This is a genomic window from Gardnerella sp. DNF01204 (assembly GCF_049244145.1).
Taxonomy (GTDB): Bacteria; Actinomycetota; Actinomycetes; order Actinomycetales; family Bifidobacteriaceae; genus Bifidobacterium; species Bifidobacterium vaginale.
The window spans coordinates 1,567,990-1,581,076 of the sequence record NZ_CP058379.1; the positions used below are offsets into that span (position 1 = coordinate 1,567,990).

Genomic DNA, 13,087 nt, shown 5'->3' on the forward strand with positions numbered 1-13,087 from the left:
TTCTATACTTCTTGTCTTCCTGCAAATGCGCGACCAAGAGTTATCTCGTCTGCATACTCTAAGTCTCCACCAACTGGCAATCCGCTTGCAAGTCGCGTAATACTTATGTCAAGCGGCTCAAGCAAACGTGCTAAATAAGTTACTGTAGCTTCTCCTTCAATATTTGGGTCAAGCGCTAAAATGACTTCTTTTACTTGCGCGTCTTTTAAGCGCTCAAGTAGTTGCGTTATTTTTAAGTCTGCAGGTCCAATGTTTGCCATTGGATTAATGGCACCGCCCAAAACGTGGTAAACGCCAGCGTATTCGTGAGTTCTCTCAATGCTCATAATGTCTTTTGGCTCTTCTACAACGCATATTTTTGTGTGATCTCTTCGCGGATCTTGGCAAATAACACAAGGACTTTGCTCGCAAACATTTCCGCAAATTTCACAAAATCGCACATTCTCGCGCAAGTCACTGATTGCGTCAATTAAATCCTGCGTTTGTACATCAGATGATGAAAGTATATAGAATGCAATTCGCTGCGCGCCTTTTGGTCCTATTCCTGGAAGCTTAGAGAACGCATCAATAACTCTGCCTATTGCACCGTCATACGATGACACGTTATGCACTTTTACTTACTCCTCTTGCTTTCGCTTATGCAATCCTGCATTTTTAGGATTTTTTGGATCACTTGCAGCGAATTCTTTTACAGATTTCACCTCAAACATCTTCTCTAAATCATCTATGCTCAAATTGGTTGCCGACTCTAACGATTCGTCCTGCATTGAACATTCGTCTTCTTGCGCGCCGTTTACACCATCAGAGATTCGTGCTTTTGACTCATTATCTGCCTGTGATTCTGAATTTGCGCGCTGAGGATTTTGCTGGCTTATCTTCGACTTTTGCCCCCATTGCTGCGCGTTAGATGCAGCGTTATCTGCGTTTTCTGAATCGTTTACTACTTCAGCATTAAAATCTGCATTCTGTAATGCAGCAATCGCATCTCCCATTGGAGCAGATCCCATACCTGCCCATGCGTCATCTTTCTCAATATCTAAATCTAAAGCACTTTCTGAAATTGCAGAACCAGATAAATCGCTAGCCTCCGCACCAGCACTTGAATCGTCACTAGAGCCAGCATCATCGCTACTGGAATTCGAATTATTTGAATTTGAATCAGAACTTTTCTCGATTATTTTTCCGAATCCTTTTACGATTCCAGCTTTTCGCATAAGCAAGTCTCGCTTAACTTGTGCTAGTCGTTGCGGAGTCATTCTTGCAACAGACTCCACTTTTTCGCCGTTTGCAGCTACTAAATCTGGCGCTATTGCAACGTTTTTTCCAAATGCGTCTTTTACTTTGTTCATAACCACAACTGGCACTTTTTTACCATCGTAAGGTTCTGTTGTGCAAATCGCGAGCGCAAAAGCATGTTGGCTTATAGGCTGGTCAAAAGTTAATACAAGCCTTCTTTTTGATGCATTTCCATCGTCTAATCTAACTTTTGGAACGCGATCTCTCTCTACGTATTCACGAACATCGTCTGGCAGATTTTTAACCAGATTATCCCAAGTTTCGTCCACGTCAAGCTCTTGTGTTGTCTGTTTTTCAACGGTTGCAGTTGACCAATTCGCTTGCGTGTTATTGTTGATTTCAGATTTATCATCAAGAATTACCGAAGGAGCTTCAGCAATTTTTACTGGATTTACTGGATTAACAGGATTAACTGAATTTACAGCAGAATTTGAACCAATAAAATGCCTTGCAGAAGATGCAGGATGCGAGGAGGACTTTGCAAGAGATTGATTAGTGGCTTTAGAAAATGGTTCCTGCGCAGTAGTACTAGATTGCATATCAGCAAGAAGTCTAGCCATAAGAATCTCAAGATTCATTCTAGGAGAAACCGCATTTGCCATTCCCGCAAAAGCATTATTGACGATTTCTGCCATTTTGGACAAGCTTCTCAAAGTTAGCTGACTTGATTGTCGTTGCAAATCTTGCATGTCTTCTGGCGATAAATCGCCTAACAAGTTTTTAGCACAATTTGGACCAGCAGAAACCAAAAGCAACAAATCACGCAATCGTCCGAGAAGATCTTCCACAAACTTACGAGTGTCAAATCCTCCGACTACCACTTTTTGTACAACTTCATATAATTTTGCACCGTCTTTTTCAATAAGGGCATCAATAACATCTGCAATAAGATTAGAAGGCGTAAAACCAAGCAAAGCAACTGCTGAATCTAACGAGATAACACCATCATCTGAGCCAATCATAAGCTGATCTAAAACAGATAATGTGTCTCGTATGGATCCGCCGCCAGCGCGCATAGCAAGCCGCAAAACGCCCTTTTGCGCTTGAATACCTTCCTTTTTGCAAATGTCTTGCAAATACGGTCCCATTACTTCTGGAGGAACAAGTCTAAACGGATAATGGTGGGTTCTAGAACGTATAGTTCCAATCACCTTATCTGGTTCAGTAGTGGCAAAAATAAACATAACATGCTCAGGTGGCTCTTCCACAATCTTCAGCAAAGCATTGAATCCTTGCGGAGTTACCATGTGCGCTTCATCAAGAATAAAAATCTTATATCGATCGCGCGCTGGAGCGAAACCTGCACGTTCGCGTAATTCTCTAGCATCGTCAACACCATTGTGGCTTGCAGCATCTATTTCTACAACGTCTATTGAACCTGATCCGCCTGTTGCAAGATCTTTACAGCTTTGGCATTTTCCGCATGGTTTAGAAGTAGGACCCTCTTTGCAGTTAATACAACGAGCAAGAATACGCGCAGAGCTTGTTTTTCCACAACCGCGTGGACCCGAAAATAGGTAGGCGTGCGTTATTTTGCCTTGATCTAGCGCTCTCATAAGAGGAACGGTAACTTGATTCTGTCCTATCACTCCTTCAAACGTGTCTGGACGATACCTTCGATACAATGCAAGTGCCATAACTATAACCTACCGTCACCTGAATATTAGCTCAACTCTACTTGAGCAAAGTTTCTGTTCTATTCTAAACATTTAGACATTAACATGCTAATCGCCTATTAACATGCTACATTATGACCAATCGCATGAATACTTGATATTTTCCACACACTTATTAGCCACAATCTATTAAACCAGCTCTAGCCGTTACATTTATCTTATTAACCATAGGAAGTCGTAAAGGCACACTTAGACTGATTAATACATCATCATCTTTTTCAACACAAGATTCTATTTTCCCATTATTTGCCTTTGCTGTGCGCTCTGCAACTTGACATGCATCATCTTGCATATTTCTCATAGCGACTGCACCTGATATAGCCGATGCGTTTGCAAGAGCGTAAGCTCGGTGTTTTTGCACCAAAATTGACCCTAAAGTTGCACAAACAACAAGCATAGAGCAGATTGCTATTACCAATCCTATGCCTAACATAGTTCCAGAACCACAATCTGCTCTACGCAAATGTTTAAAACTGTAATATTGCGTATTTAAAATGCTTAATCGCTTACATATTTTTTGACTCATATTAAAACCTGGCTAATGCGAGCTTCCACAGACAATGGCAATACTTTTAAAGGGTCTGGCACAACTGGGCAGCTTACAACAATATCTGCCATATTCCCAACATATTTGACTTTTACAGAACTATTAACTCCAGATACTTTAGATACTATATTTTGCGCATCTTTAGAATTGTGGTGCGAAGCAACATAGTATGCTACTTGACCTGCTGCATCATGGCAATTCATTGTATTTACTACTGATTTACCAACAAAAAATAACGTTAAAGCAAGTACCACAACTGCAGGAAGAATAATCGCAAATTCTGCGGTAACAGCCCCAGAATCTTTTGAATTATTTATCTTATGACAATTATTCTTAGTCGTTCTCTTATCTAAAATGTTCAAAAATACATGATTCTCCATTTTGTCTCGTTTCTTTTCGCATTAGTTAAAATCCCACAACAAATCACATAAACATCACGGTCAAAAAAACTTTATAAATATTTCATATCACGTTTTTCAAAGTATGTTTTAAGTTTCACGCAATGTTTCACAGTTTTACAAATGACTATTTACTTAAAGCTAGCTAACATGTAGAGCTTTTGTAACAAGCTCACTGATAGCTGTACGAACAGCATCTGATTTGGCAATAGCAATAAGCACTGTAGCAAAAGCTGTGGCAGCTATAAGAACAACAGCATATTCTGCCGTAACAGCCCCATCATCACACTGCTTTAAATCTTTGCTCAAACGATTCTGCATGTTATTACATGCTTGTTCAGCTTTAATTAATCCTTCATTCATTCGCATTGAACACATGCAATACCATGTTGACAATGCAGCAGTAATTGATCTCATAATCACTCACCGTTACCTTTCTTTTTGTTATTTTTATTGTTATTTTTCTTTTATTTATGTACCCAATATTGGGATACAAATTTTTTATTTTTAGATTGCGATTAATACATAAATGCAGATACTGTCGGCAAAATTCCTACGAAAATAAACGCTGGCAGAAAACATAACCCAACAGGCAGAAGCAGACGAACAGAAAGCCTAGAGCTTTCTTTTTTTGCCACGTTTCGCATAGATTGCTCATAATTTTGTAAAATCGCTATGAGTACAGGAACTGGAGAACTTCCACAACTCCATGACTCTCTAAGTGACTGTCTAAGCCACATACTTAACACAAAAGATGCAGATGGATTTTTATCTTTTTTATCGAAGCACACATAAGGAGCACTCCAAGCTTCTATCCAAGTATCTCCAGAAAGTAGTGCTTTAGAAACATTCCTTAGCCAAATCCCTTTTCCTCCAGGAATAGATGACCCAACAGCGTCAAGTGCTCTAGTAATTGCGACTCCACTTTTTAAAGCAACTATCATCATTTGCAAACCCAAAATTGGATCTATATCTTCAACTTTGTTACACCTAAAATCGTAATTGCTTCTCATAGAAACCGCAGGCTTGTAGGCGCGCTCATAGCACGGATTAAGAATCATCTGTCTAGTAAAAAATTTGCATAACGTAACTATATAAGCTACTAAAATAATCCAGACGATAATTGCCTTAAACATTTTCCACGATCCTTAATAACCATTAGTTCATCAATCGACATTAGAAACAGCACTCAGCATTGCTTTTTTAGATGACTTCATGATCCATGTAACCCATAAAAGACCGATTACATAAAACAATAAGCCAATACCTAAGAGTGCGTATCCTCTAGAACTTGTAAAAATCATCAATATTGGATTTACACCCAACAATTGTCCAGTAAGAAGAGCCAAAAATGGTAGAGCAGTTAGCAATCTAATAGTTGCTTTAGGCATCGCAAAAACTTCTGAGCTTAAATCATTAACCCTCTTATTGGCATGATAAGAGTCAGAAACAGCTTGAACGCAATCAGTCATAGAGCATCCTATAGAACTGCTCAATTCGTATACAGACATAAGCGATTGTGCAACCTTGCGCATGTCTTTTCTAACTTTACTTCTTTGGCGAGCGCTAAGATTTTTAATCCTATTAGAACAGCGAGAATCAATCCATTTAAACACCGATTCAACGTTTATAACTTGGAAATAGCTTTCGCTGTTATTGCTGTTGTAATTGTTATTGTCATTATCGGTCTCTTCAATAAGTCCATTGCGATTCTCATTATTGCTGTCTCCTCTTATAATCGATTCAAAAGAAGCACCAGAACGCAAAGAAGCCACAAGAGCAGCTAGTGATTCTTCAATACCCATTTTCAAAAAATCCTTTACTGTCGGTATCAATTACAGAAACAACCCTGTATTCAACGGTAAATGCCATTTAACAGCAAAATTTTTCCAAGCAGACGTTTCCTCTATCTGAGCAGAAAAATTACTATCATTAGAATTAACGCAATTTTTCAATCTTAAAATTGGCACACCTTCTAACGCGCCAGAATCCGTAGAACGCAATACTCCAAGTTCTTTTACAATTCGCATACCATTTACTCTTTCTACATGTATAACAACATCAAAAGCATCAGCGGCAAGAGCACATAGTGAAGAAGGTTCCAGTCCTGCAAGAAGCCCTAAAGACATTAATCTGGCTGGCACCTTTTGGACTTTATCAGCATGCAAAGTTGTCATTCCACCTTTATGACCACATGTAAAAACGCGTAATAAATCAGCTATTTCTTGACCTCTGCACTCACCTAAAATAATTCTGTCTGGTCTCATCCTCAAAGTTGCCTTTACAAGATCCGACAAGCCAACGCTGCCTACTCCTTCAACGTTTGCTTCTCTTGTAGCTAAAGACACATGATCCTTAGATAATGAACCTAATTCTCTTGTTTCTTCAACAGTAACTATTCTGTCTTTTTCATCACAAGAAGCTAAAAGAGACTTCATTAACGTTGTTTTACCAGAGCCAGTGCTTCCCGTAATCAAAATATTCGCACGTTGAGTTACCAATAAATAAAGTATTCTAGATAATTCAATAGGAAACATTCCTCTACTACTTAACTCTGTTAAACAATAGCGTTTTAAAGCGGGAAAACGAATCGAAATAGCAGCACCACTTAAAACTATTGGAGCAATAAGAGCGTGTACTCGCACTCCTACTGGGCTAGAAGCATCTGCAATCGGGCATGAATCATCTAATCTTTTGCCTAATTGTGCACAAAGCCAAACTGCATATTCTCGCAAAATCATAGGATTATCAAATGGAATTCTTGGATTGTACTCTTGCAACCCAAAACCTTTATCTACCCAAACGCGACCTGTGTCTGTAACAACAATATCTGTTGTTTGAGGGTTATCCGCAAGCTCTTGCAGAATGCCAAAATCAATATCTTCTAAAACCATGCTTACCCCTTGATATTTTTGAGAATCTTTCAGATTCATATGATTGTGAATTTGATTGTTTATATTGTTGTTCAGATTGTTTTCCAGATATTTTCAAAGAGGAATTAGAGGAGTCTCCAAGCAACCATGTTGTTATTTTTTCTATTGGAATTTTGGCGGATTTTGGAATATCTCTTATACCGTAACCAGATATTATGTCTTCGTACATTTTAGGATCGTGACCAATTGGGCCTTCTACATCGCAAAGCAAATAATCACAAGCTTCATTAACATTTACAGGGCAAAACCTTTTAGAAAGACCACGCGGATTTAATCCTGCGACAATAGAAGTTTGTTTTCTAGAGTAATCTTTATGGTCAGATTCTAGGCTTCGCCAATATGCGCGCAATCTGGCAAGACCAAGAACACTAAGCTCTGCAGCAAATATGGTTGGAACTTGCGCTAAAGTTGGAAGATTCTTTAAAAGCCTTCTTGCTGAAAAACCAGATCCAATATCAACAATTACTACATCACAAGCGTTGGAAAGACCTCTAATAGCAGCTTCAATAACCCATGGTTTAGGCTCTTCACTTTTCCAAGGAGCGTAAGCCAAAATATCAACGTTATTCCAGTGCAGAAGTTCACAACGCAATACATATCCGTCTAATCGTCCTAAAGGAGCTTGAACCTCTTGCAATCTTCTACCCTCGTCCTGCTCCAATCCCAACAAAACATCTAATCCGCCGTTAGAAATATCTGCGTCGATTAGTGCAACAACATATTTTTTACTAGATATATGACTTGCCAGAAGAGCAAGAGTAGTGCTTAAACCAACTCCATCATTTGCCGATGAACCGATTACAACATTTTTTGGAAAAGGCTTTAGCGAATAGTTCAAGCTACCAATATTTTTTTGAACACTATGATTATCTAATGCATCAAAATCGCTATGAACTGAAGTAGAAGATACACCAGTCGCGTAATCTACATGATTTGCGTAATCTGCATTATCCACATGATTCGCATGATTCAAAGATGCGATAACAGTCGAATCTTCCAACTTATTACTATCAGATGTACTTTTGCGCATACTTTTTATCGCACTCGCCTGAGGCGGGTACGTTTCTATAATGCGCGGAACGCAAGAAGGAGCATCGTAATTATCAATAGTCATATTGTCCATGTGGCTATTGAATCGCATACTAAACCATTAGGCAATACTATTTAAACAATGTGGTTAAAGGATCAATAAACGTTGCAATTCCGCCAAAAAGTTATCCACATTGCTGTTTTTGTTGTATTAACGCACAAGTTTTGGATTAGAAGCCATATATCTTTCCAGAAGTTCGCCATAGATTGGCTTAGTGTGCAAAATATCGGATACAAGAAGCGCAATAAAAGCAGATGCAGCAACTGGAAGAGTGTGAATCATTGTTCCCGACATTTCTACAGTTAGCAAAATCGAAGTGAGCGGAGCTTTTACAGAAGCCGAAAGCGTGCCAGCCATAACACACACTGTAAAAATTGGCATTAGCTTTGCGTCAATGCCAAGAATCGGAATGCTTATTATTGCGCGAGAAGCAACGCCGCCTGCAAGTGCGCCGACAGCAAGAATTGGCATAAAAATTCCGCCAGGCGCTCCGCATCCAAAACTTGTAGAAGTAAATAGCATTTTTGCAACAAACAGGATGCACAGAAGCGCTATGCTTGCTTTTCCATATTCAGAGAGCTTAACAAGATTCGATCCTCCTCCAAGAACATCTGGCAAATATAAGCCAACAGGAATCGCGATTAAGCATGCTACAGATACGGGAGCCCACTTTGGCAAATACTTATACAGCGTTTGTAATCCAAGCAAGGATCTGTTCATTAAAGAGCCAATAAGCCCTGCAAAAATGCCAAGTGGAATCAGCCAAAAATGAAGTGTCATTGGTAAGTCTGGAATTCTTCCAAAGTCTAAAACAGGTCGAAGTCCAAAGCATGTTTGAGACACAAAGTCCGCGCAAATAGATGCAGCAGCAGCTCCCATAAGAACTGTAGAAGACAATCCGTGTTGAACTTCTTCCATAGCAAACATAAGCCCAGAAAGTGGAGCGCTAAACGCTGCAGATAAGCCAGCTGCCGCTCCAGCGGTTACAACATAATGCTCTTGCGTATCGTTTTTATTGCCCTTTCTAAAGATGCGAGACATCATTTGCGCGCCGCAAGCTCCGATTTGAATCGAAGGGCCTTCGCGCCCAAGAGACAAGCCAAATAGCGAACCCAACAATCCGCCTACAAATCGAACAGGCAAAATAGTGTTCCAACACATTTTTAGACCGCGTTGAACGTATCCAACAACTTGTGGAATGCCGCTTCCAGACGCCATACTTTCTTTGCGACTCATCCAGCCAATAAAAAGCCCAGCAGCAATTGCAAAAACCACGCAAGGCACAATCCAAAGCATGTTTTGCAATATTTGCGCATACATCCATCGCGCAAAATCGGTTCCGTACTCAATCCCAAGTCTATAAGTTGCTACAAGCACGCCAGAAACAAGACCAACAACTATGCCAGCAAGAACCATCTTCCATCTAAGATGCTTAAGCGTTTTAAGAACGCGATCAGAAAAGTCGCGCAAAAAATCGCGTATAAAACCGCCTACGTTCTTTAAAGTCACAATAAACCTATTCTTAAATCAAATCGCAAACAAATACATCAAGCATTTTAACATTTTTAATAACACAATAAATATAAATTAATAAAATACGTCAATTAATAAAATTCAAAACTTAAGACTTTAGAAGCATAAATATTACAAATGACGGTCCAGCGTATGCAATAAATGCGCACAAGAATGGCACTATTAGTTCGCTAATAAAAAGCCATAGTCCAAGCTTGATTTTCTTTAGCTTAAACAGGCTTACGATTTCTAAGATTGCGGTTGAAAACGTTGAAAATCCGCCTAAAAATCCCAATGCGCACGTGTAAATAATAGTCGAAGCAAAAGTTAAATCGTATATAATCGAAGAACTTAAAAATACAACTAAGCCCATTATAAAAGACGCAAAAGCGTTGATTAGCAAAGTTGCGATTGGAAAATCATGGTTATAAACGCGCCCGATTGCGTCAGATATTGCACAACGAAGAACGGCGCCAAGTCCAGCGAAAACAACAGGCAGCCAAAAAAGAACATATGCGTAAGACATCATTTTGCACCGCCCCTGTTAGCGTCTATTTTATTGATGACGTTTGAATCACCAGCATTTTTTACGCTGCCATTGCCTTTAAAAGCAAAAATTTTATCTCCAATTAGACTCCCAACAAGCACTGCTAAAACGCCAAGAACCATAGACAACGCCATAATGGCAATTACTTCTACAATGTTCATTGCAGTAAATGCGGAATGCGCGCCCTCAAAAGCAAAAGTAGACATTGTTGAAAGTCCGCCGCAAAATCCCGTGCAAAAACCGTATTTTATTAAGTCTTTGTTCTTGCAGCTCTTCCCACTTACAACAAGTGAACTTACTAAAGCAAGAATAAAACATGCTAAAACGTTCGACAAAAGAGTTGCAAAAGTAAAGCGGCTAAAAAGCATAGAATATCCCGAGTCCCAATGCATGCCGTGCGTAAAACCACTTATTTCACTACGCACAAAAGCGCCAAGCAATCCGCCAATAAACACAACAAAATATGTTTTTGCACCAAGTGATTTATGCTTATGCTTTTTAGGCAAGTCGTGGCAATTACTGCTTGGAATACTCATAGTTTTTAGCCGCCTTAAATAGCCTTAAATAGCTATTCAAATAGTCACTAATCAATCAACGAATGAACGCTAATAATGTGGTCGCGCTGAGGACCAGTACCAATTGCCGAAATACGGCACTTGGAAAGTTCTTCTAAGCGCTTTACGTAGCTTTGAGTATTTGCTGGCAATTCTTCAAACTTGTGAATTTGCGAAATATCCTCACTCCATCCTGGAAGCATCTCGTAAACTGGCTTAGCGCTAGCAAACAGAGACTGATCTACTGGCATTTCGTTCATTCTCTCAACGCTTCCGTCAGACAAAGTTACATCGTAAGCTACGCAAACTGGAATTTCTTTTAAGCCAGTCAAAACATCTAACTTAGTAAGGACAATATCAGTTAAGCCATTTACGCGAGTAGCATAGCGGCTTACAACGGAATCAAACCATCCGCATCGGCGAGGGCGACCAGTAGTTACGCCATATTCGTGACCCTGCTCACGCAGCCAATCGCCACTTTCATCCAAAAGTTCCGTAGGGAATGGACCTTCACCAACACGAGTGATATAGGCTTTAGCAACTCCAATTACTCGCGTAATACGAGTTGGACCAACGCCAGTTCCCGTGCAAGCACCTCCTGCAGTAGGATTTGAGGATGTTACAAATGGGTAAGTTCCATGATCGACATCCAGCATGGTTGCCTGACCGCCTTCAAAAAGCACGGTTTTGCCATTTTCTATAGCCTGATTCAGTATAAGCGAAGTATCTGCAACATAAGGCTTCAAACGCTTTCCAAGCTCCACAAGCTGTGCTGTAACATCATCAATATCTATTGGATGCTGGTTGTAAAGTTTAACTAACATCTGATTCTTTTGATGCAAGCTAGCTTCAACCTTATCCCTCAAATGCTCTGCATTAAATAAATCATGCACACGAATACCAACGCGATTAATCTTATCTGCATAAGTCGGGCCAATTCCGCGACCTGTTGTACCAATCTTGTGCTTGCCAAGGAACCTCTCCGTAACCTTGTCAATTACGCGATGATAAGGTGTAATCACATGCGCAGACTCGCTCACTTTCAAACGAGAGCAATCAACACCTCTAGATTCAAGTGCGTCAATCTCCTCAAACAGAACTTCTGGGTCTACAACAACACCATTACCAATAACAGGAGTTACATTAGGGCTGATTATACCGCTAGGAAGTAAATGCAAAGCGTAAGACTCGTTTCCCACAACAACAGTATGTCCAGCGTTATTACCGCCATTAAATCTTGCGACAATATCTACCTTAGAACCAATTAAATCAGTCGCTTTGCCTTTACCCTCGTCACCCCATTGAGCGCCAATAAGCACAATTCCAGGCATGCTGAACCTCCATTTTTGGGCTAACGTTGCCCAAATAAACACAATTCCTACGTGTTAAGACTAGCGCAAAGCCAATACCGAATTTAATTTTCAACTTGATGAACTTATAAGGCTTTACCGGCAGAGCCAAGCTGTACACAGGCTTCAACAACACGCTGAGCCATTGCTTTTTCTGCCTCTTTGCCCCAAGACCTTGGGTCGTAGAGTTTTTTGGCTCCAACTTCTCCGTCGATTTTAAGAACTGAGTCGTAGTTGTGGAACATGTGATCTGCTATTGCTCGAGTAAACGCATATTGCGTGTCTGTATCGATGTTCATTTTTACTACGCCGTAGCTTACAGCTTGCGCAATTTCTTCGGGAGTAGATCCAGAACCTCCATGGAATACCAATAAGAATGGTTTTGTTGGCACACCAAACTTGCGATTACATAAATCAAGCTTGTACTTGTTGTATACAGCGCTTTGAATGTTGTCTAGCAACTGTGGTCGCAGCTTAACAACACCAGGCTTGTATGCACCATGCACATTGCCGAACGTAAAAGCAGCCATATATCTTCCGCTCTCTGCCAAACCTAATCGTTCAACTACTCGCATAGCGTCCTGCGGCGTTGAGTATAGTTTTTCATCAATGTCTGCTCTATGACCGTCTTCTTCGCCTCCCACGGCCCCAATTTCAATCTCTAACACCGTATGAGCCTTCGCCGACGCCTCAAGCAATTCTTCCGCAACGTCTAAATTGTGTTCAAGCTTAACTGTAGATCCGTCCCACATATGCGATTGAAATATCGGCTCTTTGCCGTGCGCAACTTGATCCGCCTCATAAGCCAAAAGTGGCTTAATCCAGTCATCTAAATAGCCTTCTGCGCAATGATCCGTATGTAAGGCAACGGTAATATTTGGATACTGCGCTGCTACTTGATGCGCGAATTGAGCAAACGCTAGCGAACCGACAACACGATTATTTACGCACTGTCCCGAAAAATACGCGGACCCCCCAACGGATACTTGAATAATTCCGTCGCTTTGCGCTTCTGCAAATCCTTGTAGTGCAGCATTTAAAGTCTGCGTGCTAGTAACATTAATTGCAGGGTAGGCGTATCCACCTTTGCTGGCGGCATCAAGCATTTGCGCGTAACGTTCAACGGTTGCAATAGTCATATTTTTATTATGACTCTAAGCGCGCATATTTTTTTAGATTTTGCTA

At 40.4% G+C, this 13,087-nt stretch carries 14 protein-coding genes; all 14 read right to left on the reverse strand.

Annotation, left to right across the window (positions count from 1 at the left end; genetic code table 11):
• Positions 1–2: 2 nt before the first annotated feature.
• The 14 genes from recR to fbaA all read right to left on the reverse strand — a co-directional run bounded on the left by recR (position 3) and on the right by fbaA (position 13,041).
• Positions 3–611: a recombination mediator RecR gene (recR, locus tag HXT46_RS06300; RefSeq protein ID WP_004114171.1), complete on the reverse strand. Its 609-nt coding sequence runs from the start codon at positions 609–611 to the stop codon at positions 3–5.
• A gap of 6 nt (positions 612–617) precedes the next feature.
• Positions 618–2,933: a DNA polymerase III subunit gamma/tau gene (gene dnaX, locus HXT46_RS06305; protein WP_004574829.1), complete on the reverse strand. Its 2,316-nt coding sequence runs from the start codon at positions 2,931–2,933 to the stop codon at positions 618–620.
• A gap of 154 nt (positions 2,934–3,087) precedes the next feature.
• The gene (locus tag HXT46_RS06310) at positions 3,088–3,498 is read right to left on the reverse strand and encodes an Rv3654c family TadE-like protein (protein ID WP_004114168.1); all 411 of its coding nucleotides are present in this window, start codon (positions 3,496–3,498) and stop codon (positions 3,088–3,090) included.
• On the reverse strand, positions 3,495–3,899 hold the full coding sequence (locus tag HXT46_RS06315; protein WP_004573653.1) for a TadE/TadG family type IV pilus assembly protein: 405 nt from the start codon (positions 3,897–3,899) through the stop codon (positions 3,495–3,497). Before HXT46_RS06315 ends, HXT46_RS06310 begins: the two co-directional genes overlap by 4 nt.
• Before the next feature lie 159 nt (positions 3,900–4,058).
• Positions 4,059–4,334 (reverse strand): DUF4244 domain-containing protein, encoded by a 276-nt coding sequence (locus tag HXT46_RS06320; protein WP_004114162.1) that lies wholly within the window; start codon positions 4,332–4,334, stop codon positions 4,059–4,061.
• A 101-nt stretch (positions 4,335–4,435) separates the two neighbouring features.
• A complete protein-coding gene (locus HXT46_RS06325) occupies positions 4,436–5,053 on the reverse strand; it encodes a type II secretion system F family protein (protein WP_004114161.1) in 618 nt (205 codons plus the stop codon).
• A 30-nt stretch (positions 5,054–5,083) separates the two neighbouring features.
• Complete coding sequence (locus HXT46_RS06330; protein WP_004574828.1) at positions 5,084–5,722, reverse strand: type II secretion system F family protein; 639 nt, start codon at positions 5,720–5,722, stop codon at positions 5,084–5,086.
• Between the two features lie 30 nt (positions 5,723–5,752).
• Positions 5,753–6,811: a CpaF family protein gene (locus tag HXT46_RS06335; RefSeq protein ID WP_004574825.1), complete on the reverse strand. Its 1,059-nt coding sequence runs from the start codon at positions 6,809–6,811 to the stop codon at positions 5,753–5,755.
• Positions 6,792–7,973 (reverse strand): hypothetical protein, encoded by a 1,182-nt coding sequence (locus HXT46_RS06340; RefSeq protein ID WP_004114156.1) that lies wholly within the window; start codon positions 7,971–7,973, stop codon positions 6,792–6,794. Before HXT46_RS06340 ends, HXT46_RS06335 begins: the two co-directional genes overlap by 20 nt.
• A gap of 117 nt (positions 7,974–8,090) precedes the next feature.
• Entirely contained in the window at positions 8,091–9,449 is a 1,359-nt protein-coding gene (locus HXT46_RS06345) for a ClC family H(+)/Cl(-) exchange transporter (protein WP_004574835.1), read from the reverse strand.
• Between the two features lie 112 nt (positions 9,450–9,561).
• Complete coding sequence (locus HXT46_RS06350) at positions 9,562–9,981, reverse strand: fluoride efflux transporter FluC (RefSeq protein WP_004114152.1); 420 nt, start codon at positions 9,979–9,981, stop codon at positions 9,562–9,564.
• Positions 9,978–10,535, reverse strand: coding sequence for a fluoride efflux transporter FluC (locus tag HXT46_RS06355; RefSeq protein ID WP_004114151.1), 558 nt, complete (start codon positions 10,533–10,535; stop codon positions 9,978–9,980). The genes HXT46_RS06350 and HXT46_RS06355 overlap by 4 nt, the downstream gene beginning before the upstream one ends.
• Before the next feature lie 47 nt (positions 10,536–10,582).
• Entirely contained in the window at positions 10,583–11,884 is a 1,302-nt protein-coding gene (locus HXT46_RS06360) for an adenylosuccinate synthase (RefSeq protein ID WP_004114149.1), read from the reverse strand.
• 104 nt (positions 11,885–11,988) lie between these two features.
• The gene (fbaA, locus tag HXT46_RS06365; RefSeq protein ID WP_004573641.1) at positions 11,989–13,041 is read right to left on the reverse strand and encodes a class II fructose-bisphosphate aldolase; all 1,053 of its coding nucleotides are present in this window, start codon (positions 13,039–13,041) and stop codon (positions 11,989–11,991) included.
• Positions 13,042–13,087 lie beyond the last annotated feature (46 nt).

Excerpts from the sequence above, each read along its gene's own strand:
- HXT46_RS06350 (WP_004114152.1), bottom strand. The coding sequence starts at position 9,981 with ATGATGTCTTACGCATATGTTCTTTTTTGGCTGCCTGTTGTTTTCGCT.
- HXT46_RS06310 (WP_004114168.1), bottom strand. The coding sequence starts at position 3,498 with ATGAGTCAAAAAATATGTAAGCGATTAAGCATTTTAAATACGCAATAT.
- dnaX (WP_004574829.1), bottom strand. The coding sequence starts at position 2,933 with ATGGCACTTGCATTGTATCGAAGGTATCGTCCAGACACGTTTGAAGGA.
- fbaA (WP_004573641.1), bottom strand. The coding sequence starts at position 13,041 with ATGACTATTGCAACCGTTGAACGTTACGCGCAAATGCTTGATGCCGCC.
- HXT46_RS06325 (WP_004114161.1), bottom strand. The coding sequence starts at position 5,053 with ATGTTTAAGGCAATTATCGTCTGGATTATTTTAGTAGCTTATATAGTT.
- HXT46_RS06320 (WP_004114162.1), bottom strand. The coding sequence starts at position 4,334 with ATGAGATCAATTACTGCTGCATTGTCAACATGGTATTGCATGTGTTCA.
- HXT46_RS06340 (WP_004114156.1), bottom strand. The coding sequence starts at position 7,973 with ATGGACAATATGACTATTGATAATTACGATGCTCCTTCTTGCGTTCCG.
- HXT46_RS06335 (WP_004574825.1), bottom strand. The coding sequence starts at position 6,811 with ATGGTTTTAGAAGATATTGATTTTGGCATTCTGCAAGAGCTTGCGGAT.
- HXT46_RS06330 (WP_004574828.1), bottom strand. The coding sequence starts at position 5,722 with ATGGGTATTGAAGAATCACTAGCTGCTCTTGTGGCTTCTTTGCGTTCT.
- HXT46_RS06360 (WP_004114149.1), bottom strand. The coding sequence starts at position 11,884 with ATGCCTGGAATTGTGCTTATTGGCGCTCAATGGGGTGACGAGGGTAAA.
- HXT46_RS06355 (WP_004114151.1), bottom strand. The coding sequence starts at position 10,535 with ATGAGTATTCCAAGCAGTAATTGCCACGACTTGCCTAAAAAGCATAAG.
- HXT46_RS06315 (WP_004573653.1), bottom strand. The coding sequence starts at position 3,899 with ATGGAGAATCATGTATTTTTGAACATTTTAGATAAGAGAACGACTAAG.